General features: G+C 53.7%; 14 protein-coding genes. 11 read left to right on the plus strand and 3 right to left on the minus strand.

What is annotated here, in order from left to right; all coding sequences use genetic code 11:
• Positions 1–40 precede the first annotated feature (40 nt).
• From E4634_RS16210 to E4634_RS16260, 11 genes are all read left to right on the plus strand, one after another.
• Positions 41–1732, plus strand: coding sequence for a hypothetical protein (locus E4634_RS16210; protein ID WP_135445698.1), 1692 nt, complete (start codon positions 41–43; stop codon positions 1730–1732).
• Positions 1732–2439 (plus strand): OmpA family protein, encoded by a 708-nt coding sequence (locus E4634_RS16215; protein ID WP_135445699.1) that lies wholly within the window; start codon positions 1732–1734, stop codon positions 2437–2439. The genes E4634_RS16210 and E4634_RS16215 overlap by 1 nt, the downstream gene beginning before the upstream one ends.
• Positions 2436–3560: an HNH endonuclease gene (locus tag E4634_RS16220; RefSeq protein ID WP_135445700.1), complete on the plus strand. Its 1125-nt coding sequence runs from the start codon at positions 2436–2438 to the stop codon at positions 3558–3560. The genes E4634_RS16215 and E4634_RS16220 overlap by 4 nt, the downstream gene beginning before the upstream one ends.
• Before the next feature lie 79 nt (positions 3561–3639).
• Positions 3640–3879, plus strand: a complete 240-nt coding sequence (locus E4634_RS16225) for a type II toxin-antitoxin system Phd/YefM family antitoxin (RefSeq protein ID WP_135445701.1) — start codon at positions 3640–3642, stop codon at positions 3877–3879.
• Between the two features lies 1 nt (position 3880).
• Positions 3881–4267, plus strand: coding sequence for a type II toxin-antitoxin system VapC family toxin (locus E4634_RS16230; protein ID WP_135445702.1), 387 nt, complete (start codon positions 3881–3883; stop codon positions 4265–4267).
• An 84-nt stretch (positions 4268–4351) separates the two neighbouring features.
• Positions 4352–10759: a DEAD/DEAH box helicase gene (locus E4634_RS16235; protein WP_135445703.1), complete on the plus strand. Its 6408-nt coding sequence runs from the start codon at positions 4352–4354 to the stop codon at positions 10757–10759.
• 1 nt (position 10760) lies between these two features.
• Entirely contained in the window at positions 10761–12875 is a 2115-nt protein-coding gene (locus E4634_RS16240; protein WP_135445704.1) for a UvrD-helicase domain-containing protein, read from the plus strand.
• A 177-nt stretch (positions 12876–13052) separates the two neighbouring features.
• On the plus strand, positions 13053–14483 hold the full coding sequence (locus E4634_RS16245) for a DUF3375 family protein (protein WP_167854941.1): 1431 nt from the start codon (positions 13053–13055) through the stop codon (positions 14481–14483).
• The gene (locus E4634_RS16250; protein WP_135445706.1) at positions 14480–15241 is read left to right on the plus strand and encodes a DUF4194 domain-containing protein; all 762 of its coding nucleotides are present in this window, start codon (positions 14480–14482) and stop codon (positions 15239–15241) included. Before E4634_RS16245 ends, E4634_RS16250 begins: the two co-directional genes overlap by 4 nt.
• On the plus strand, positions 15234–18566 hold the full coding sequence (locus tag E4634_RS16255) for an ATP-binding protein (protein ID WP_167854942.1): 3333 nt from the start codon (positions 15234–15236) through the stop codon (positions 18564–18566). Before E4634_RS16250 ends, E4634_RS16255 begins: the two co-directional genes overlap by 8 nt.
• 5 nt (positions 18567–18571) lie before the next feature.
• Entirely contained in the window at positions 18572–19741 is a 1170-nt protein-coding gene (locus tag E4634_RS16260; protein WP_135445708.1) for a DUF3322 domain-containing protein, read from the plus strand.
• Between the two features lie 616 nt (positions 19742–20357).
• On the opposite strand, the gene E4634_RS21715 is transcribed toward E4634_RS16260, so the two are convergent.
• The 3 genes from E4634_RS21715 to E4634_RS16275 all read right to left on the minus strand — a co-directional run bounded on the left by E4634_RS21715 (position 20358) and on the right by E4634_RS16275 (position 22736).
• Entirely contained in the window at positions 20358–20867 is a 510-nt protein-coding gene (locus E4634_RS21715; RefSeq protein ID WP_206046916.1) for a zinc ribbon domain-containing protein, read from the minus strand.
• 164 nt (positions 20868–21031) lie between these two features.
• The gene (locus E4634_RS16270) at positions 21032–22132 is read right to left on the minus strand and encodes a hypothetical protein (protein ID WP_135445709.1); all 1101 of its coding nucleotides are present in this window, start codon (positions 22130–22132) and stop codon (positions 21032–21034) included.
• A gap of 319 nt (positions 22133–22451) precedes the next feature.
• Positions 22452–22736, minus strand: coding sequence for a PLP-dependent transferase (locus tag E4634_RS16275; RefSeq protein WP_206046917.1), 285 nt, complete (start codon positions 22734–22736; stop codon positions 22452–22454).
• Positions 22737–22747: the final 11 nt, after the last annotated feature.

Raw genomic sequence — 22747 nt, forward strand, 5'->3', positions numbered from 1 at the left:
AGTCCGCGCTATTTAGTCACAGAAAACAGGAAATGAATCCATGTTGTCGAGTTTGATTGAATCCACGCTACGCGATACCGGTGCGGCTACACTAACGGACGGCTTCCTCATTGCGATGTCCGTGGCATTTTTCATCGCGGTGTTCGCGCGCCGTGCGAATCGTGCACACGCCTACACGCACTATGCGCCCACCTTTCTTACGACATTGGGCATCCTCGGGACATTCGCAGGGATAATCTCCGGGTTATTGGCTTTCAATATCGACGATATTGACGGCAGTATTGGGGAGCTTCTGGCGGGGTTGAAAACAGCATTTACAACCAGTCTGGCGGGTATGACCCTCTCCATTGCCTACAAATTGCTCATCGCGGCAGGATGGATTACGCCAAAGCATACCGACCAGATCGATGAAGAAGCCATTGGTATTGCGGAGCTGTACGGAGTGATGAAGGAGCAATCCAGTGGTATCGATGCGCTGAAGACTGCTATCGGTGGTGATAGTGAGGCAAGCCTCGTCGGACAACTGAAGCTCTTGCGGTCCGATGTCGGCGACCAGCACAAAGCGACATTCAGAGAACTGGAATCGACGCTTACGCTCCTCGGAAAGATCAGTGTCAATAGTGAAAAGCAGACAATAGCCTTTGCCGAGTTTCAGGATCGACTTTGGATCAAGCTCCAGGATTTTGCGGACATGATGTCCAAATCGGCTACCGAGCAGGTAATCAATGCCCTCAAAGAAGTTATCAGTGACTTCAATAATAATCTTGTGGAACAGTTTGGCGAAAACTTCAAGCAGTTGAATGCTGCCGTGCTTGAGTTAGTGCAGTGGCAGGAGAATTACAAGCAGCAACTTCTGCAAATGACTGAGCAGTATCAGCAGGGTGTGCTGGCGATCACGCAAACTGAGAGCGCTGTAGCCCATATCAGTGAAGAATCAAAAGCCATTCCCATGAGTATGCAGGAGCTCAAAGCTGTGTTGGAAGTGAATCAGCACCAGCTTCAGGAGCTGGAGCGGCATCTTGATGCGTTCAAGGACATTCGAGACAGGGCGGTAGAGGCGGTACCCGAGATTCGCAAGCAGATCACTGAGACAGTTGCTGGTATGGCGGCGGCTACAGGTGAGCTCACTAAGGGGGTCACTGACAGCGCCGACCAGTTGAAGTCCGCGATAATCGATGGCAGCGAAGATTTCGTTCGTAACAGTCAGGCGGTAAATGACTCATTGAGTAATACGTCAAACATGATTACCGACAATACGGAGCAAACTCGTCAACTGCTTGACGACGCAATGACTGAAACCAATTCAGTGCTGCGTGTACTAGTCGCCGATCTCAAGGAGGATTGTGGGAAGCTTACCGAGTCATACCGGGGAGCGAGCGAGTCGCTGGTCACCGAGACAGAGCAAATGAAATCTCGATTCGAGGAATCGCTGTCGAATATGCGCAGTAGGTTGTCTGAGGATATGCAGCGACTGATAGAGCAGCAGGCGCAGGAAAATCAGCGTGTACTGAGTGGTATGAGTCGACACGCAGATGCTGCGTTAAAAGACACAGCCGAATCGGTACAGAAGCAGATCAAAGCATTGGACGACGCACTTTCCCATGAGATGAGTGAGGTAATGACGGAAATGGGTAAGGCACTGACGACTATATCTGGAAAATTCACCAGTGATTACGAGTCCTTGGTGAACAGCATGTCCAAAGTCGTGCAGATGCGTGGGCAGGGTCAGTAATGAGTCTATTACTGGATCCCAAGGGCGCAGAGCAGGAGGAATCCCACTGGTTGTCGGTATCCGACCTGATGGCGGGCTTGATGATGGTGTTCCTGTTTATCGCAATCGCACTAATGCGGCAAGCATTCATAGAGCGCGACAAGGTCAAGGACGTGGCTATCGCCTACCAGGAAAACCAGGTGGCGATCTACGATGCGCTGATGAGCGAATTCGAGGAAGATCTTGAAAAATGGGATGCGGATATTGATAAGGAATCTCTGACATTTACCTTTCGCTCGCCCGATGTGCTGTTTGCGCGGGGAAAAATTGAGGTCAGTCCGCGTTACCAGCAACTACTTAGTGAGTTTTTCCCGCGCTACATGCAAGTGCTCAATAAGTTTTCACACTCCATAAATGAGGTTCGTATTGAAGGGCATACCAGCAGTATTTGGAACAGTTCTTCAACTGAGGCCGAAGCCTATTTTCATAACATGGCGCTGTCTCAAGGGCGCACTAGAAGCGTATTGGCGTATGTTCACGATCTAGATTCGGTCGAGCGGTTTCGTCCCTGGATCAAGCGGCACTTTGCCGCAGTTGGGCTATCTTCCTCACGGGTTGTGCTTGATCGCAATGGAAGGGAGGATCGCTTGCGCTCTCGGCGTGTTACTTTTCGTGTGATTACTAATGCAGATATTCAAATGCGCAAGATTCTGGAGCTTGGCGAGTGAAGATTAAATCTGACTTTAACGACCTCTGGGCCAGCGCAAAACGCATGGGGGAGTACAGAGTCGTTTTTGATATCAAGGTGAATTACTCAGGTTTCGAAGATGTTGATAATGGGCTTTCAAGTTCTGAAGGTTATGAAGTCGATATTGGTGATATCGATGTTCAGAAAGGCGTGCTTAGCTACGAAGGCCGTCAGGTACTGCTTTTTATACCCGACCAAGGCTCAAATATTGACGATGTTCTAAGTGGAAAGGCAGAGGGCAAAAAGTTTCACGTGGCTGACTGTCGTACCCTGGACTCGATGCGCCGACAAAAGCGATTTAGCCGTTACAAAGCCACCTATAACATCAGCGGAAAGTTTCAGGTCTATGGTGTCTCCTTTCCCCAGCGGGTTGAGCGCAAAGGTGAAGCTGGGTTAAAGGTTTGTAAGAACTGTCTTATGTACCTCAATTACCGTGGTTATAGATCAGGCTCTGGGTCCGAGAAGACCAATGTCTATTCCAATTTTGATATCGCGGAATTCCTCTCGACCTACAGTACCCTGTTTAAAAGCATGCCAGATCGGGATGGGTTTGAAGAGGCTGGAACCTACAGCGATGATTGGTCAGTAGTCTCAACTCGATACCGGGAGTCGGTCAGCTACCGCTGCGAGTCTTGCTCCGTTGATCTGACCAGCGAGCCCGGCCTATTGCACACCCATCACATCAGTGGAAACAAGCGTGAGAATCATTCTGCCAACTTGAAGGCATTGTGCCTCGACTGTCACCGTAAGCAGCCGAAGCACGGATATATGCGCATTACGCACGATCAGATGGGCGTCATCAACAAACTGCGCAAAGCGCAAGGTTTGTTGCACTCTTCGAGCGGTTGGGAAGGGGTTATCCGAATAGCTGATAAGGCCCTCGATGGGTTGCTGCGCTACTACGCGTCAAGGGGGCTCGCTACACCCGAGGTAGGGTATGAACTGGCTAATGCGAATGATGAAGTGGTTGCTGAACTCGAAGTGGCCTGGCCGGAATCCAGACGAGGTATCGCCATTGACGAAGCGCATTTGCAAGCAGCGAGAGAGCTTGGGTGGAATGTGCTGACTGTGGGCGATGCCCTGAAGTCCATGAATGGCTGAGCGCCAAAATTTCTATTCCAATCAGCCAATATTCTGATAGACTAAGTCTAAAAGACTAAACTAATCGAGTGGTGAATCGATGGAAATCGTGAATATGCACGAAGCCAAAACCAGGCTCTCCCAGCTGGTCGATAAGGCCGCAAAAGGGGAGCCTTTCGTTATTGCCAAGGCGGGCAAGCCGGTAGCGCGTGTCACAGCGATAGACAGCCCGGACCCTGCGCAGCAAAAGCGCACCGGCTTCCTGGCCGGCCAGTTCAAGGTGCCGGAGGACTTTGACCGTATGGCTGAAGTCGAGATAGCCGAGATGTTCGGAAGCTGACATGAACCTGCTGCTCGACACTCATCTCTTGTTGTGGGCCGCGGGGGAACCGCAGCGGCTGTCTGCCACAGCCCAGGCTTTTATCGAAGATCGCGATAACAGGCTTTACTTCAGCGCCGCGAGTCTCTGGGAAATCGTGATAAAGAACGGATTGCAGCGGCCTGACTTCAAGGTAGATCCCCACCTATTGCGCCGGGGACTGGTAGAAAACGGCTACACAGAGTTACCGATTACCGCCGCGCACACGTTGGCAGTCAGCCATCTGCCGCCGCTACATCGAGACCCGTTCGACCGGATCCTGGTAGCCCAGGCGGAATCTGAGGGCATAGCCCTGCTGACCTCGGATGAGCAGGTAGCCCAGTACCCCGGGCCGATTCAAAAGGTATGAACACGCGCGGCGCGCTCAAGTAGCGCTGCCGCAAAATTTGTAAAAGCGTATTGCCCTCTATAAGAACTGAGGTAAGGACTACCCATGATCCCTGGCCTGCTAGCCAGCGAAGTCGCCGCCGCGTTGCGCGAATTCATCATCACCGGCTTCGAGACCGAAACCGCACCCTTCAAGGGTGAGTTCCAGCGCCTGGTTGAGGAGCAGCAGGACGGCGAAGCCTTCCTCAAGGGGCCCTACGTATCGCTAGGTCTCCCGTTCCTGGGTGGTACATCCGGTACCGACTTCTTCAGCGGTTTCCAGACCCAACACCCGCCTTTCGCCCACCAGGAACAAGCCTGGCAGCGCCTGACTTCAGACGGGCTTGCGGCGAACACCCTGGTTGCAACCGGTACGGGCTCGGGTAAGACAGAGTGTTTCCTTTACCCAGTACTCGATCACTGCTTGCGCGCCGGGCAGCCTGGCATCAAGGCAATTGTCATCTACCCGATGAACGCGCTGGCCACGGACCAGGCCAAGCGCTTCGCTGAGATCATTCACGGGCAGGCGGCGCTCAAGGGCTTGCGCGTCGGCCTGTTCGTGGGTGGGGACAGCCACGGCACCCAGGTCATGGGGCCGGATAATGTCATCACCGACAAGGATGCGTTGCGTTCCCATCCACCGGATATCCTGCTCACCAACTACAAGATGCTCGACTACCTGTTGATGCGCCCGAAGGACCAGAAGCTGTGGCTGCATAATGGTCCGGAAACACTGCGCTACCTGGTAGTAGATGAACTGCACACTTTCGACGGGGCCCAGGGGACGGACTTGTCCTTGCTGATCCGCCGTTTACGCGCGCGTTTCGACATGCCGGTGGAGCGGCTCATCTGTGTTGGCACGTCTGCAACCCTGGGTGGGGAGGAAAGTGCCGCGGGGCTACTCAACTACGCGTCGGACATTTTCTCCAGCGCTTTCCGTCGCGATGCAGTCATCACCGAACAGCGGTTGAGCGATGCGGAGTTCCTCGACAATATTGGTTATCTCAACCTGAACCCCGAAATTGGTCCAGAGGAATTGCACAGCGCACTGCGCGAAGGGCTGGCGGAATACCTTCACGCCGCCTATGAACTGTACTTCTGTAGCGCTTCCTCAGACGATTTGATGAGCATGCCGGCGCGAATTCAACTGGGGTCGGCGCTTAAACAGCATGGCCAGTTGGCCAACCTGCTACGGCAACTCAAGTTCGGCAATGGCACCCCGACCTTTAGTGATCTGGTGGGCAGACTCGCCGCGCAAATTCCAAAGCGTTTCGCCCGCCGCCCGGAGCTTGTCCTGGTCGCGCTGTTTTCGCTGCTGGCCCACGCGCGCGCGGAAACCGGGCAGCCATTCGTGCAGCTGCGCCTGCAACTCTGGTCGCGCGAGCTGCGGCGTATCGTCGGCACCCTGCGCGAGCCGCCACGGTTGCTGGAAGGCTCGGATGAAAACGAGAGTGGGGCGCACCTGCCGCCGCTGCTGTCCTTTGGCGATGACCAGCCCCCTAGAGAGCAGCAGCTGGTAAGGCTGCCACTGGTACAGTGCCGCGAATGTCACGGCACTGCCTGGCTGACTCGCATGGGTGGGGGACACCCGACCGACCAGGTGATCGAGGCTGATCTATCCCAGATCTACCCCGCATTTTTCGGTAAGCACGAGGAGACTGCGCTTCTATTGCCTTATCAGCCGGGGCAGACGCAGTCGACGGGCGGCATGCTGCTGGATCATTTTCGCGTGTGCCGGGTATGCGGCACGACAGCGCGATTGGATCACGCCGGGAACTGCAAAGGCTGCCAGGCTGACAATGACGCACTGGTTCGGGTTAGCCGACCAAACATGCTCAAGGAAGTACGGCAGGGCAATGTGAACCGTATAATTCATGAGCACGATTGCCCCTTCTGCGCGGCGCGTTCAGCCCTGGTGGTGTTCGGTGCCCGGGCCGCCAGTCTGAGTGCGGTAGCCATCCACCAGTTGTTCAGCAGCCGCGATAACGATGATCGCAAATTGCTCACCTTCAGCGATTCGGTACAGGATGCCACTCATCGTGCCGGCTTCTTTGCCGCGCGCACCTGGCAGAACAACATCCGCATGGCGCTGGCTCAGATGCTGGAGAACGCGTCACAGGCTGTGCCGTTACTGGGCCTGCCGGCTAGCTTCGAGGATTACTGGCTACACCACTCCGCACACACGGGGCGTTTGCCAGTAGCCGCCTACCTCCGCGAATTTATGCCCCCCGACAAACGCTATCGAGCAGATTTTGAACAGTTTGAGCAGTCCGGCCAGGTGCGTGAGCCTGATCCGCTGCTCAAGCTGATTCGCGAGCGTATTCTCTGGCAGGCGCTGGAAGATCTGGCCTGGCGCTCGGAAATTGGTCGCTCCCTGCATCGGGTGGGAGTCGCCGCGCTGGAGTGGCCCCAGGATAAAGTGGCAAGTGCTGCCGATGCTTGGGCGGAGACGGTGGACAACAGCCTTGGCTATCGAATAGAGCGCGATAGGGCGCTCGCCTACATGACCGGCCTGGTGCAGCACCTTGTCCACATGGGGGCGATCGGGCTGGAAGACTTGAAGTACTACCGCGAGAAATCTGGTAAAGCCTATCTCCTGTCATTCCTGACATATACCCCGAGGTTGGGCCCCGGCTCCGCTCGGCCAAAATGCCCAGCGGAAGGCAAAGGTGAAGGTTACGAACCGCTGGACAGCAGCAAGGGGCAATCCTGGTATGCGCGCTGGCTTGCCTGCCTGAACCCCGATGTCCTGGTCGATAAGAAACAACTGGAGCGAGTTTTAGCTGCGAGCCTCGATGCCCTGTGTGAGGCAGGTCTGGCCCAGCAGGAGCTCAATGATCGGGGCGTCAAGCTCTGGGTATTGGATCCCGCACAACTGGCCATCACCACAGCGATTGCGGCGGTGGAGTGCCCGGGGTATCGGCCGCTGCATGTGCCTGCATCACAGGCGGAGAGCTGGTTGGGTCTGCCGATGTTGAGCGCGGCCAGACCTGACGCCGTCTACGAAAGGCAGGTTCCGGTACGGGAGTCGCTGTATCGCAACCTCTATCGTCAGGGGGAGATTCACCGGGTAATCGCCCACGAACATACGGGCTTGCTGGCGGCCAGCGAGCGCGAGAGGGTGGAGCAGAGCTTCATCAATGGGAACAAGCCCTGGGAGTACAATCTGCTCTCAGCCACTCCGACACTGGAGATGGGTATTGATATTGGCAATTTGTCCAGCGTCCTGCTTTGTTCAGTGCCTCCGGCCCAGGCTAACTACCTGCAGCGTGTAGGCCGCGGCGGCCGTCGGGACGGCAACGCCTTTACGCTCACCGTGGCCAATGGCCGGCCCCACGACCTCGTGTTCTATGCCGATCCCGGCCGTATGCTGGATACTCCTGTCGAGCCTCCCGCCGTATTCCTCAAGGCCCGCCATGTATTGCGCCGGCAGTTACTGGCCTACGCGATGGACTGCTGGACGCGCTTTGCCAGGGGCGATAACCAGGTGCCGGCCACCATGCAGCCTGTGCTGGACGCCGTGGAGAAGGTAAAGGAAGACAACTTCCCCTACACCCTGCTGAACTACCTCAAGCACAACATGCAGGAAATCTGGGACGGCTTTTGCAGTCACGTTGCCACAGAGCTTGGTGAGGAGGATCGTGAGCTTCTGCGCCAGTACCTGTTCGGTGGCCCCCAGTATCCGGACGATCACTTGCTGCTGTATGTACTGGGGCGCCTCAAGCGTGTTGCTGACGAACGCAAGCAAATTGCCGATGCAGCCAAGGATCTGGACAAGGCTATTGCCGCACTGCGTAGCAAGCCACAGGACGACCATACGCAGGACGAGATAATTGAGCTGGAGCGAGAGGCCGCAGGGTATCGTAGCCTGCGAGTACGCCTCAACAAACGCGAGACACTGAATTTCTTCACTGACGAAGGACTGCTGCCCAACTATGCCTTCCCCGAAGAGGGGGCAACATTGCACTCGGTGATCTTCCGCTCAGAAAAGACAGTCACGGGCGACGGTGCCGAGCGCGAATACATCAAACGCGAATACGAATATCAGCGTCCAGCCCAGGCGGCGCTGACGGAACTGGCGCCCGATGCAGTCTTTTATGCCGGCAATCGTCGCGTCGGGATATCCCGGGTAGAGACTGCCCGTGGCCGCAATATTCAGGACTGGCGCTTCTGCCCTCGCTGTCATTACTCCGCTGCAGCGGAGAATCCTGCGGCCGGCTACGGGGAGAACACCTGCCCTCGCTGCCAGACTATCCAGTGGAGCGACGAAAGCGCTCGCACCAAGATGCTCAAGATGACGCAGGTCTACGCCTTTACCAGCGCTAAAGACTCACAGCTGGACGATTACTCGGATGATCGTGAACCCGAGTTCTTCAACAAGCAGATGCTGATCGATTTCGCGCCGTCCGACGTGGCGATTACCTGGGTCCTGGACGACCAGGAGCGACCCTTTGGCTTCGAGTTCATTCGCTCCGCCCGGTTTCTGGAGGTGAACTTCGGGCGGAGGAATGGAGAAGACCTGTTCTTCGATGTGGCCGGGGAGCACCTGCAGCGCTCGGGTTTCCCGGTCTGCCGGGAATGCGGCTCAGTGCAACCACACCGCGGCGAGGCGAAACATCTAAAAAGCTGCAGTTTTTCCCGCGGCCCCCGAAAGCTGGCAAATGGCACCGAAGATTGCGGCATTGAAAACTGCCTGTATTTGTACCGGGAGTTCGCCTCGGAAGGGCTGCGTATCCTGTTGCCCCGCCTGGCTTCTGGCGGCACAGATGAGCAGGTGAACTCATTCGTGGCTGCACTTCAGCTTGGCTTGAAGCGCCGCTTTGGTGGCAAGGTGGATCATCTTCGGGTGGCTCACCAGAGCGAGCCGCTGGGGAATAGCGATGAACGCCGCCATTTCATCGTACTGTACGACTCGGTACCCGGCGGTACCGGCTACCTGCACGAATTGCTGAGCAAGGCTGAGAACATGCAGTCAGTGTTTCGTATGGCTTATGAAGTCATGCAGGACTGCGATTGCTACGAGAACACCATGGATGGCTGTTATCGCTGCTTGCTGGAATACCGTAATGCCTACGGCATGGAGAGTACGCGCAAGTCCATTGCGCTGGAGATGCTGAAAGACATCGTCGAGCGTGAGAAGCCGTGGGTGCAGAATGAACAATCGTTGAGCACACTCAAGGCCAATCCCTGGGCTGGCAGCGAACTCGAGGAACGTTTCCCCGAAGCGATGGCCCAGTTCTCTGGTCTGGAGTGCGTTGGGGAGCAGCGGGTCCGTGTCATCAAGGATGTGGTACATGGCAAGGTGGGCTATCGGGTCACCATCGGGGCTCTCTCCTATGAAATGGAGCCACAGGTTGACCTTGGTGCGGGTCAGGGCGTGCAGTTCGCCAGCTGCCCGGACTATGTACTTTGGCCTGTGCATGCAGGGCACAAGCCGGTGGCGATATTCCTGGACGGGTATCAGTACCATGACAAGAAGTGCAGCACGGACCTGCTGAAGCGCCAGAGCCTGATGCGTGCAGGGTATGTCGTTTGGAGTCTGAACTGGTATGACGTGAATCAGGTGCTCGGTGACAAAGCCATGGATGTACCGCTCCCCACTGGACTGACGTCTCCTGAACATAACCACCAGGCAGTGACGCAACTGGCCCGCAAGAGCGGGATCACAAATCATGCGCAGCACTTGAATAAGCCTGCTTTTGAGCTGTTGATGTTTTTCCTGGCAGACCAGGATGCAGAAGCATTGGCGCAGCAGGCACTTTTCTTTGCCTTGCAGTGTCTTCCGGCTCAAGCGCTGGCGAATTCTGAGGTGAGATCCCGCGTGATAGATAGTTTGAGTGGACTGCCGGCTGCCTTTGTCGATTTGCAGCCTGAGTCGGTTGTTTTAGCGGGAGAGGTGGAATTTCAGGACGTAAAGGGTGCTGCCTCCGTAACACTGAACTTACTCGCTGGAAATGAGTTGCTGACAAATTTCGACCTCGCGCAGGCGATGTTTACGTTGTGTTACGACCTCCAGCAGGGCAAAGAAAAGCATGCCCTCTACCAATGGCAACGGTTCTGGGCCGCAGTCAACTTTCTGCAATTCCTGCCGGTGTTCTACGGCTTTACGCCCCAGTCGAAACATGATGGCACTGCGGCTGGCCTACTATGGCCGACACCCACGCTAGCGGGTGGCGAGCCGGAGGAGCTCAGCACCGAACCGGGTTGGTATGACTTACTGGATTCCGAGATAGCGAGTCAGCTGCGATCCTTTGATGTGGCTTGGCCCAGCGTGCCGCTCGTGGGAGATGACATCCTGGATGCAGATGAAGAGGTTATCGGGCTCGCTGAAATTGCCTTCGAAAACGAGAAGGTCGTATTTCTAATGGAAGAACAGCGACCTATCGAGACCCGGCTTGAGTCGCTGGGTTGGCGTGTTTGCACATCAATTGATGACCTGGTCCCCGCAATCAACGAACTGAATACAGGAGCCTGACATGGTCAGTGTGGCCTTCTCCGACAAGTACTTTAACAGCCTGCTGAAGCTGACGCCCAATGAGCAGAGCCAGGCAAATAAAGCGGTGATGCTGTTCCAGCAAGACCCACAGCATGGCGGACTGCATTACGAGAAACTGACGGCCTATAAAGACAACAAACTCCGCTCAATTCGTGCCAACCAGGACGTCCGTATCATTCTCGCCGCGGCGGAAAAAGAAGACCTGTACCTGATGCTCTACGTGGACCACCATGAGCCTGCGTATCATTGGGCTGCCAAGCGTAAGGTGGAGATTAATCCGAGCACGGGCAGCGTACAGGTGTACACGGTGGAAGAGGGCGTGCAAAGTGAAGGATCGAAGTCGTCTGGTATACCGGATCAGCCAGGGTTGTTTGACGCTGTGCGGGATCGCCAGTTGCTACAACTCGGTGTGCCCGAAGACAGCCTTCCACTCGTGCGCTCCATGCGTATCGAGGCAGACCTGGAGAACGCCCGCGATCGGGATCAGATTCCCCCTGATGCCTATGAGGGCTTGTTTATGCTGCTGGCGGGCGCGACCTTTGAGGAAGCGTACAACGAGGTGGTCCCGGCAGAGCCGGAAGCTGTGGATACAGAAGACTTCATTGCTGCCCTCGCACGTCCTGAGTCGCAGGCACACTTTGCCGTCGCGGAAGACGAAGAAGCTCTGAAGGCAGTGCTAAACCAGTCTTTGGAAAAGTGGCGGGTATTTCTGCACCCCGCGCAGCGACGATTGGCCATTGGCAAGAAGAACGGCCCGGTTCGCGTTTTGGGGGGAGCAGGTACAGGCAAAACGGTAGTCGCCATGCACCGTGCCAAGTGGCTCGTCGAGAACGTAGCAACCGAACAGAACAAAGTGCTCTTCACTACGTTTACCCGCAATCTTGCCACCGACATCCAGCAGAACCTGAACAAAATCTGCTCGCAGGATGCCCTCCAACGTATCGAAGTCATCAACCTGGATACCTGGGTAATCAGCTTTTTGAAGAAACAGGGCTATGACTACGGACTTCTTATGGATAGCCGGGAAGAAAGGCGGCTTTGGGAGCAAGCCTATTCGGAAAAGCCCGCCAGCTCTGCCTTGAGTATGGCCTTCTTCCAGGAAGAATGGGCCCGGGTGGTGCAGCCCCAGTCCATCGGGAATGTCGAGGAGTATAAAAAGGCCTCCCGAATCGGCCGCGGTACCCGCCTGAATCGCCAGGAACGGGTAGATATCTGGCCGGTTTTTGAGCGTTATCGGCACTTGCTCGCCAGTAATCACCTCAAGGAAACGGATGACGCCTATCGCGACGCCAGGACCCTGTTGGAAGCCCAGCCAGATCTGCGACCAGCGCTGTGTTCGGTGATCGTTGATGAAGCCCAAGACATGGGAACCCAGGCATTTATGCTGATCCGGGCTCTTGTTCCGGCTGGCCCGAATGACTTGTTCATCGTCGGTGACGGCCACCAACGAATCTATGGCAAAAACAAGGTGGTGTTGGGCCAGTGTGGTATCGACATCCGTGGGCGCAGTGCGCGGCTGAAAGTAAATTACCGTACGACCGATGAGACCCGCAGGTTGGCGGTGGGTATATTGGAGGGCATCTCAGTCGACGACCTGGATGGTGGCGAGGACAGCCAGGCTTTTTACCACTCGCTGATGCACGGTCCTGCCCCTCAGATTCATTGCTTTGCCTCAATCGATGAGCAGGCTGAGGCGATCGTTGAGCAAATCTCAGTACACAAGTTCGCTCCGGAGGCTTGCTGCGCGATAGCCCGTACCAGGAAAGAAGTCGACGCGCTGAAAAGTAGTCTGGAGAGCAGGCAACAAAGCTGTCATGTCCTGGATGGTCGCAGCGCCCAGACAGCTGAGGGTGCGATTAACCTCGCGACCATGCACAGGGTGAAAGGATTGGAGTTCGATACTGTATTCGTGGCTTCGACCAACCGTGGGCTCGTTCCGTTGGAGTTTGTTGTTGATGGGGCTGCGGACCCGGTAACCAGGCGCCAGCGAGAAAATGAAGAGCGGGCATTAGTCTACGTGAGCCTGACGCGCGCACGGAAGTTGGCGTACGTGTATGGGTACGGAGTCTTGAGTCCCTGGTTTGACAGGGACTAGGCGTCAATCCGGTTGCTACGCAAAATTTCGTCGAATTCTCGGTTATGCCTGATTAATCGACATGTGGGAGCATACAGCGTTGCCCAGATCCTCGAACTAATGAATAGTAGCCCGCTCCACAACAGCAACTTGCAATGACCTATGGGATTACGTCAATCCTTAACGATATTTGAGCGCATGAGCGCCGAAGACCCTTCCTGGGTACTTCTGCGCAGTTCCAACGCCTGGTGGATTCTCGCTTTTCTTCAGGATGCGTTTGAGGAAAGCCGGGAGCAGGAACTTCCAAAGATTTATGTCCGGCTCGAGGGCTTGATTGGCGAATTGCGGGCGGCTGGCCGCCTGGGTGATTCTGATACTTCTGCCCGCCATTATGTTCGGGAGTGGGTCCGGTACGGCTGGGTGAGGGAGGAGTCCGACAAGATAATGCCGACCGATGCATTCGAGACGGCGATTCGATTTGCTACATCAATGAACAAAAAGCAGCGCGATAGTGGGGCCAGCGCAGGCCACCTAAGCGTTGTTCAGTCTATGGCGGCGTCATTGGCAATCGAACTTTCCCCAAATATTGAACAAAAGCGAACGCAGTATCAGGCCCAGATAGCAGAACTTGAGTTGAAGCTGTCTGAATTAGACGCCGGCCTGGAAAAGCGGTTGTCACCAGCCCGTCATCGGGAGGGTGTTCGCAATCTGTATAAGCAAGCCATGTTGTTGAGCCGGGACTTTTCGTTGATCCATGATGACCACATCGATATGGATCGGGAAATGCGCCGGCGGATCGCCGAGGAGGGTGGTGGTCGTGGTGTTGCGATGCAGGCACGTCTTGAGGGTGAGCAGGCTTTGTCTGCATCTGAATCAGGCCAGGCCTTTGAGGGGTTCTACGACTTGTTGTCCAACAGCATCCGGGCCGATGAGTTCAATGACCGTCTACTGACGATTTGCCAATATACGCCCGATGAATACCTATCACCGGAGCAAAAAAAGGCGCTAACAAGACTTCAGCGGAACCTCAATCAGGAGAGCCAGCGGGTCTTTACCCGCCGTAAAACCATCAATCAGAACTTCCGGGCCTTTCTTGAGGCGGGCGTCGGGGGTGAAAAGCACCGCATGGATGAACTCTTTGAGGAGTTCAGCTCGGTATCGCAGCAACTGTTTGACCACGGTGTCAGAGGAGGTGTTGATACAGGATATACACCCTCCACCGGAAAGATGGAGCGAACTACCCCACTATCGGGCAGGGCGCAGGGGCCTGAGTCGGTTATCGACACGTCTTCCTACACCGTAGCAGCCACCGGAGGCGAGATCACCGATGAGTTGGCGGCCAAATTGCGCGGGGTAAACCAGACCAAGATCGCTCGCAGACTCGCCACATTACTCGATCAGCATGGCCCTATGAGCATCTCTGATGTCGCTGAAAAGCAGCCTATTACCCGTGGGCTTGAAGAAGCCCTTACTTATATTCGGATCGCACTTAAGTACCAGGCCCCCCTCTTGGAGGGTGAGGATATCATTGAATTCAGCAATGGTGATCGGCGCTACCTTGGATATTTCCCAAGATATTGGTTTAGTCGAGACATTATGCCCGTTAATAGCGATGAAATATTGATATGAACGATATCAGCAACGAAAACCTGGGAGGAGAAGGCGCTCACTACTTTGATATAGAGATGCCCGATACGGACAGCGCGATTCAAGGCGCATCGTCTGTGGAATCGACTTTTTCCAACGCTGAGGGTTCTGAAGTCTACGGATTAACTCAAGAGGAGTGGGACAAGTATCGTCAGGCGGTTACCTATCTATTGAAGCATGGCCTGATATATGAAGATGAAAATCCTGACTTATTCAAATCGGTCAGTCAAAACCGTGAGTTGGCCTCGAGCACTTACAAGCAATTTTTCCTCGAGTTGAAGCATGACCTGATAGGGGGCTTCTATATCCTGCTACAGGAAGATACGGAACTACCCCATGCTAGCTTGATAAGCCGGAAGTCCCTTTCACTCCAAGACAGCGTCATCCTGGTATATCTAAGGAAATTTTATCTCGCTCAGGACATCGCCGGCGTCACACAGCCCAAGATCGATGTGGACACCTTGGTCGCCGGAGTCAAGGCGATACTTCCAAAGTCCAATAGCGAAAGCATCGACGAACGCCGGGTACGCTCAGCACTCAAAAACTTCATTGACAAGCGTTTCATTCGCAAGGTACGCGGAGATGATGACGCGTTTCAGATTACGCCAGTACTGCGATACGTTGTGACTGCAAGCGAGATGGAGCACATCATTGAGCAGTTGAAAAAGTTGGCTATAGACCGGGGCTTAGATCTTGTGGCAGGACAGGATATTGTGGAGGGGGATGACAGCGATGAATAACTTCGCGCCAAACGACTCTGTTGAGGTAACAGACCTGTTTCAGGGCCAAGTTCGGCTCAGCAAGATTTACCTTTACAATTGGGGTTCCTTTAGCGACCTTCATGAGTTTGATTTCAGCCCCAATGGCACAGTCGTTACGGGGGAGACTGGCGCCGGTAAAACAACAGCCCTGGACGCCCATCTTACGCTACTGACACCGACTCACGGTATTCGCTACAACGCAGCTGCTGCGAAGGAGAGGGCGGCTGACCGAGATCTTATGTCGTATATCCGCGGGGCCTATGCCCAGGAACGTGATGGCTCAGGCTCACGCTCTGTTTGTCTCCGCCCTGGGGCTACGGCTTCACTGATTTTAGCTGTTTACGACCATGAAGACGGAAATGAACTCTCGCTTGGCTCCATGTTCTGGATCAATGGAGTGTCGAATCAATCCAAGGATATTGCCCGAATTTACTTTACGTCGCGGACGGGCCTAGACCCAGATGGCATACTCAAAGGAGCCGGGAACAAGGGGCCGCGTGGGCTGAAGGAATATCTGTCTGACCAGCCATCGACACAGCCATTTTCTACGTTTAGGGACTATCACGAGTCCGCATTAATGCTGTTAGGGGTGGAGAACCCCAATGCACCCGGATTGCTAGCTAGGGCGATGGGCATGAAGGAGGTCTCCAACCTGACATCGTTACTTCGGGACCTGGTTTTGGAGCCCAGCGAGGTGCGCGCAGCTGCACAGACAGCGATTGATGGCTTTGCAGCCCTGAAGGACAGTCATGAAAAGTTGGTAGAGGCCTGTGAGCAGGACGAGCGATTGGCAAATATGCCCGACGCCGTGACAGCCCGTAATGAGGCTCACTTGGAGAAAGTATCTATTACCAGTGCTAAGAATTATCTAGATATTTTTTTGGCAGAACAGACTGCAGCAGTTTTGCAGGTGATCAAAGACGAGCTCGATATCCAAGTGTTGAACGCGGAAGCAGCTGTCCAGCAGGCTGAACGTGAGTTCAAGGATATTCAGGAAGATCATGACCGTTTAACGGCACAGTTTGCTGAAAGTGGCGGCAATGAAATCCAGGTAATCGAAGCTAAGATCAAATCGCTGGATGATACCGTTATCCCGCAGGTTACACAGGCCAGGGTACGCTATACCAAACATGCCCGTGTTGCAGGCTATGGAGAAGAAATTTCAGAAGTAGAGTTCCTGAATCGAGCCACTGAACTGCCGGCGAAGATCGAGAAGTGTGACGAAGAATTGAAGGTATTCGAGACGAGCCATATCGCGAAGGCTGCACATCTACATAACTTGTCGGAGGAGATGCAGTCACTCTCTAAAGAGATTCGTGAAATCGAGTCCAGAAAGCATTCCAGTGTCGATGTGCGCTTACAGCAGTGTCGAGATGATCTTTGTCAGACTCTTGGGTTGAGCCGAGAAATTCTGCCTTTTGCCGCGGAGTTGATGGAGGTGAAAGATGGCGAAATGGCGTGGCAAGGCGCCATCGAGCGTGCCTTGGGGCGTCATAAATTGCGCTTACTTGTACCCGAATCCTTGTTCCGCCAGACCGCTGTATGGATGAATACCCGTCATCTTGGTGTCAGGCTTAGCGTGGAGAAGGTGGCTGACATCAAGGGAATGGCGAAATTCAAAGATGACGGATTCCTACTTAAGATCAAGTGGAAGCGCCATGAATATAGTGACTGGCTTAAGCACTATATGGCTGAAGTAGACCTCCACTGTGTTGAAGACGGCGACGAACTGGGCGGTCGAGCCTACTCAATCACGAGGGAGGGGGCCATACACTGGAAATATGGCTCTCTGGACAAGGACGACCGGCGCCCCATCACGGATACGCGGGACTGGTGCCTCGGATTTGATAACACCCGACTGTTGGCTGAGCGTAAAGAGCGCTTTCAAGCCCTTGGGGTGGAGTACTCTGACTGCCAGAATGAAAAGGAATCGTTTGGTCAGAAAGTCGCTAAAGCGCAGATGGTTCGTAATGGATTGGATGAACTGATGTCTTTTGAATGGACCCACATCGATGTAGAGCACCAATTAACAAGGAGAGAGTTTCTGGCTGCAGAGCGTGATGCATTTTTGGATCGTCGCGAAGACTTACAGGCGATCCAGCAGCAGCTGGCAGACTGTAAAGTCGCCCGGGATGAGGCGAAGGATCGTGTCAATGAGTGCGTGGCCGACCGCGCATCAGTTCGTTCTGAGGCGGACAGGATTTCAAGTGCTTTCCGCCAGGCACTTGAAAAGGCTTCCAACGGGGTGCCGGACCAAGCGCGCGGTATTCTGACTTCCAGTACTGAGTTGATAACCATCCACAACTACACCCGGGCGCACGAAATTGCTGACAATGTCCGTAAAAAACTGGAAAATGGCCTCGCTACAGCCATTAACATCATCAACCGCTGCGGAAACACTATCAACACCTGCATGGTGCGCTTCACTGATCGCTGGGAGCATATTTCGTCAGAATGGGGTGTGGACAAAGATGATGACACCTGTGTTCAGCATTACCTGGATTACCTTACGGGGCTCCGGGAGGAGGCGCTTCCGGAGTTCAGGGATGCATTCCAGGAGCTACTAAACCGTCAGACTGACGAGAGCCTGACAGGAGTATTGGCGCAGATCGAGCATGAGCACGCCGAAATTGACGAACGAATTGAGACCATCAATGGCGTTTTGAAGCGAACTGAGTTTCAAGATGGCACATACCTAAAGATTGTGGCTGAAAAGCATGTAAAAGGTAATGCGGTCCACCTTCAGCAGTTGACCCGGCACGCTCGTCAGTTGCGCGGCAGCGAAGACACTGACGCGCGTTTTTCTGCGATTGGCGCGGTAATCAAGCAGCTAGAAGACGCGTGTAATTCACGGAATATTCAGTCTAGTGAGATTATCGATCCTCGTTACCAACGAACGTTTTACGCTGAAGAGATAGATGTCAATAATGGCGATGTAGTGAATTATCTAGGGTCTTCTGAAAGTCTTAGTGGGGGTGAGAAAGAAGCGTTTGCTGGCGTGATCGTAGCCGCTAGTCTGGCTTATGTACTCACTCCGGATGGATTCTCTACGCCGGCATACTGCACCGTTGTTATCGATGAGGCTTTTTCTAATACGTCTGATGAGCGTGCTCTAAAAGTGCTCAACATTTTCAAGGAAATGGGGCTGCACGTGATTCTGGTCACTCCTTGGAAATCCACCCGGGTTGCTGAGCGGACAACCGACTCCGTTATCATCGTGTCCAAGAACACTGACTCCAACCTCAGCTACGCGAGGCCTGCCCGATGGGAAGAGATTCCTGACGAGGGAGAGCTGGCTGCATAATCATAATGAAGTTCGTAACTTCTGTGCGCGAAATGCTGTTCAAGCGGGAATGGGCTAACAAGGCGAATCTTCGGGGGCGTATAGGTGGTGAGCGCGCTTTCCCAATAAAGGTGTCTTTAGGCGCACCGACAGGATTTGAAGCCGGTGATTCACCCGATGTCTTCCACCGTTTTCAGCGCGACTGGCAAGATGTCTCTCATGTAGATATTGAGTGGAAAACCATCAAGTACCGCTCGATAGGTGAGCAGCGAGTTCCGTATGCTATGCGAATTCACCGGTTCTCCGATTTGGTTTCATTTCTGGGTCAGGATTGCTCCAACGAGGCGGCACGTTGGGCGCAGATTATTTCGTCCGTGGAATCCTGGCACTCAGGTTCAAAGGCAACTTTGTCTAACTACCTCCCTCTACCGGAGGAGTGGACGCCGGAGTTAGTCGACAAAGCGCTGTCTGTAGTGAAACTGATAAAGCCGGGTATGGGAGAGGGCGGTTTTGTTCGTAGTTTGGTATTCCCCGGCGTCGATACCAAATTCGTCGAATCCAACGAGAAGCTGCTGACGGTGCTCTGTGCCTGCAAATGGGGTGAAGCAGTTCAGGAAGATGGCCTTCTTCCTTGGCTAGGGGCCATTGGAAAGCCGGAGCACAATATAATCGTGAGACTCGCAGGTGACTTATCGAACCTTTTCGGGGGGATGCCGCATTTCAAGGCGGATTGGAGGACAGTTAACCGGCTGAGTAGATTTGAGCCCCGTATCGTCCTCATCGTAGAAAATGCTGAGTCGGTCTTTGTGCCGGATCTACCGCAAGGCATGGTCATCGTTGGCGGCGGAGGTAATAATCTCGCCTGGATGAGAGATTGTGCTTGGTTAGAGTCGGCTGACAAGGTCGGATACTGGGGTGATATGGATATGCATGGTCTGGTAATGCTGGAGTCCGCCAAAAGGTTTTACAGTAGAACTGAGCCGGTGTTGATGAGTGGTAATTTGGTACGTGAACATCGGGCTAGGTTAGTGGTTGATCCGACAGGCTTTATCAACTCGACCAATTTCTTCGATTCGGAGATTCTGGATTGTGTCAAAGCACTGTCAGATGAAGAGGGAACAAATTACCGCCTCGAACAGGAGCGACTGCCTGGGGAGGTGATTGCAAACGGCATCTCTGAATGGCTCTGTCGATAGCTGTCGGTTTATGATTGGTCTCCGTGTCGCGCTCACACACATCTGCGACTGGGGGAATATCAAGCTAATTCCTTGTTATCTCCCTGTAAATTTTGCCGATCGGATTCGGATCTACAAAAATACTTGATACAGGCAATGGGGTAGCGTGTTTAGACTAAGAATAAGTAGCTGCAAGCTATAACGCTTCACTGCATATTTTGCATATTCACGGAAGTTTAGCGGAGGCAGCCCCTGCCCAGATTACCTCCACTACCATAACCCAAAAGAACTGCCCAAGTGGGTAGCACTTGTCGGTTTTGGTGGTGAGTCGGACTCGGATGAGAAAGGCGAGCGACAAACGCTGCCTCTGAAGTTCGCGCTCCTTGTTGAGAAAAGGCGGCCAGCCTCCTCAGCCACTCAGAGTTGGTTCTCTGCGCTTGGCGAGGGGGTTTGACTGTGATGGCGCACGGTCGATCGAGATGAGTCCGATGGGGACTACTTGACGACCAACGGTCCCCAACAGCAGCCCTCAGTCGAAATAGCACATGTCCTTAGCGCCGCTTCCACTTTCAACTTGCTGGGGTCAAGTTAACTCCTGACCCCAGTTCACCAGTGTGGTAATCGCCTACTTTTCGGTTTAGGGCCCTTGTTCAAAAACTTCAACGACCTTGCAGTTTAAGTCAGTTTTGGCTGTTACAAAGTTCTTAACTGTTCCGCCAAACGCATTCTTCCCCCTAAATTCGGTACGAACAATAAGGAAGTCGCCTTTGTCGGTATATCTAGTTTCCACGTGATCATATGAGTCTGGATCATTCATCGAAGCTTTTACAATTTTTTCCAGATTCCTATGAGAACCATCCCAGGCACTGAAGCACTTTCCTAGCTTTTCCGTGCGAAGCTCCGCCGCTGTTTTTGGCTTCTTTGGTGTCTTTGGCTTATTGGGTGATTCGGGTGTGACGGCCGAGTAAATGAAGAAACCAATAATCACCAAAACGATGAGCGTGCCACAGCCGTATTGCTTCGGCTCTTTCTTTGGTTTCTTCGTTGGTTTCGCCTCTGATTTAGCTATGGGAGCTCCACAGTTAGGGCAGGCTGGAGCTTTGTCAGATACTTCCTTGTCGCACTCTGGACAGTTAATTAGAGCCATTTTTCATCGTCCCTGAATAGTCTGTTTTATTTGTCCAATACTAGCGTAGGACGCGGTGACTATAACTTACCTGCCCTAATTCACCAAAGCCAGAGACTGTTCTGGGCTAATGCCAGCCTTCCTTAGCTCGGGCCGGCAGTTCCACTGATTGGGTCGTTACTTGTCTACTTAGAAAGATCGCTATTCAGGAACATAAGACATTCATTTACCGAATTCTCCGCAGGGACTGATTCAATATACTGCTGAACCGCAGAAGGTCTTGCTTCTATGGTCGCGTAGTAATCATATTGACTAACGTAGCCTTCGTATACGTTGTCCCTGGCTACAAGCTTGCGCATCAAATCGACTTCCAATTGCTCGCGATCATCCAGAGTCTTAGAAAGTGAAGGCAGTAGTGGTGTTGGAGCGGCGCGAAATTCGTCAATCCAATTCAGTTCTTTATTGGTATCGTTAATAAAGTCCATCCAAGTCGTCAGATCAATCGCTTTTGCTGTCGAAACGTATTTGGCCCTCAGGAAGCGTTCAGGGTCATCTTTAATAATCTGCTCTCGCAGAATTCGCTTGACTGTTTTCGCCCAAAAGTCATAGGCCTCCCGCAGATCGTTTCTGGCTTGATGGGACATATCAAGTTCGCCGAAACAAAGCGCATGTCCTAGAGCGGTTACCGTATAGTATTCTTCGAGGGCAAATGCTTCCTCTATTACAGTGCAACGCTCGAGTTGATCACGGTACTTCTCGTGAATTTCCCCCAACGTTTGCTTGCTGTTGATAAGAATTTGTTCCCGTGCAGTTGTGGCTGTGCCCTGATCGAGCCCGCGCAGGGATTTGAGAGCAGTGACCAGCCGTGCTCTTTCTTGTTGTTCGAGGAAGCTTTTTATCGCTTTTACGTCTTTGCTAATTTCCCCAAGCTTCTGGTCAACCTTTCCAAGCTTGTGATTAAGGAATAGAAAACCGGCGGTACACACGCCCAGGGTGAGTCCGGACATAGCCATTGTTCCCTTGGCCAGTACCATTAGCTCGTCAATATTTTGTCCGATTCGATGCAACTGGTAGGTATTCGCTCCGGCGAGGGCTAGGTTCGAAGGTGCGAAGGGGAAGTTCAACAGGCTGATTGGATTGGCACTATTAACGAGGTGCGCCACGATTTGGCCGGAATTGTTTCGTACCACCCCACCGTAGATTTTGTTGGCGCCCGTCAACACATCCAGCAGCACGCTGTCGGGGATGGTCCGCGTGAGGTTAAATCCGGCGAGTTCCGACAACATGTTGATTTCCCTGTGATTTTAGTTAGTTCCTATGGGATGAGTATAGCGCCAGTACTCTGTGACGTGAAAGCGTCGGGTCACGCCGGCATCCCAGCTTGCAGAAAATTGTCAGTAGGGGTACCTGTGGGTACCTCTCGGTCGATTTCCCTGTTGATTCCCTAAGAACGCCTCCACAGCTATAAAGAAAAAAGGGCTGCGCAGACGGGCGGCCCTTTTTGTTTATGGCGCAGAGCGATGATCTTGTTCGAACCCTACGGTTCGACAAAATGCGACTTCAGGCACATTTTGGACGAGGAGCGCAGCGACGAAGCCCGCTGGCTCAGAACAGCCTCAAGGCTGTTCTGATCAATCTCTCGCGGCGCACGCTCCAAACCGCGAGCAGGTGACTAGAAGCCACTTTCACGCATCCTGCGCATGATCCAGGCATACTCTCCTGAAGCCACAAATAGTTCACCCAATCCACCAACGGTTGATGGCGCAGGATCCCGGGCACGTTTTGCAGGATCTCGCAATTCCTGTCCATGCGCAGCGCAACGGTCTCGATACCCTGCAAAATGAAAAACGTATTAATCGGGCTGAGAACCTTACCGATGTCGCCCAACACAGCGACACACT

This window comes from Mangrovimicrobium sediminis (genome assembly GCF_004745945.1).
Lineage (GTDB): Bacteria > Pseudomonadota > Gammaproteobacteria > Pseudomonadales > Halieaceae > Mangrovimicrobium > Mangrovimicrobium sediminis.

What these genes read in the sequence shown, in the direction of transcription:
- E4634_RS16210 (WP_135445698.1), top strand. Translation starts at nt 41, where the DNA reads ATGTTGTCGAGTTTGATTGAATCCACGCTACGCGATACCGGTGCGGCT.
- E4634_RS16215 (WP_135445699.1), top strand. Translation starts at nt 1,732, where the DNA reads ATGAGTCTATTACTGGATCCCAAGGGCGCAGAGCAGGAGGAATCCCAC.
- E4634_RS16225 (WP_135445701.1), top strand. Translation starts at nt 3,640, where the DNA reads ATGGAAATCGTGAATATGCACGAAGCCAAAACCAGGCTCTCCCAGCTG.
- E4634_RS16230 (WP_135445702.1), top strand. Translation starts at nt 3,881, where the DNA reads ATGAACCTGCTGCTCGACACTCATCTCTTGTTGTGGGCCGCGGGGGAA.
- E4634_RS16235 (WP_135445703.1), top strand. Translation starts at nt 4,352, where the DNA reads ATGATCCCTGGCCTGCTAGCCAGCGAAGTCGCCGCCGCGTTGCGCGAA.
- E4634_RS16240 (WP_135445704.1), top strand. Translation starts at nt 10,761, where the DNA reads ATGGTCAGTGTGGCCTTCTCCGACAAGTACTTTAACAGCCTGCTGAAG.
- E4634_RS16245 (WP_167854941.1), top strand. Translation starts at nt 13,053, where the DNA reads ATGAGCGCCGAAGACCCTTCCTGGGTACTTCTGCGCAGTTCCAACGCC.
- E4634_RS16250 (WP_135445706.1), top strand. Translation starts at nt 14,480, where the DNA reads ATGAACGATATCAGCAACGAAAACCTGGGAGGAGAAGGCGCTCACTAC.
- E4634_RS16255 (WP_167854942.1), top strand. Translation starts at nt 15,234, where the DNA reads ATGAATAACTTCGCGCCAAACGACTCTGTTGAGGTAACAGACCTGTTT.
- E4634_RS16260 (WP_135445708.1), top strand. Translation starts at nt 18,572, where the DNA reads ATGAAGTTCGTAACTTCTGTGCGCGAAATGCTGTTCAAGCGGGAATGG.
- E4634_RS21715 (WP_206046916.1), bottom strand. Translation starts at nt 20,867, where the DNA reads ATGGCTCTAATTAACTGTCCAGAGTGCGACAAGGAAGTATCTGACAAA.
- E4634_RS16270 (WP_135445709.1), bottom strand. Translation starts at nt 22,132, where the DNA reads ATGTTGTCGGAACTCGCCGGATTTAACCTCACGCGGACCATCCCCGAC.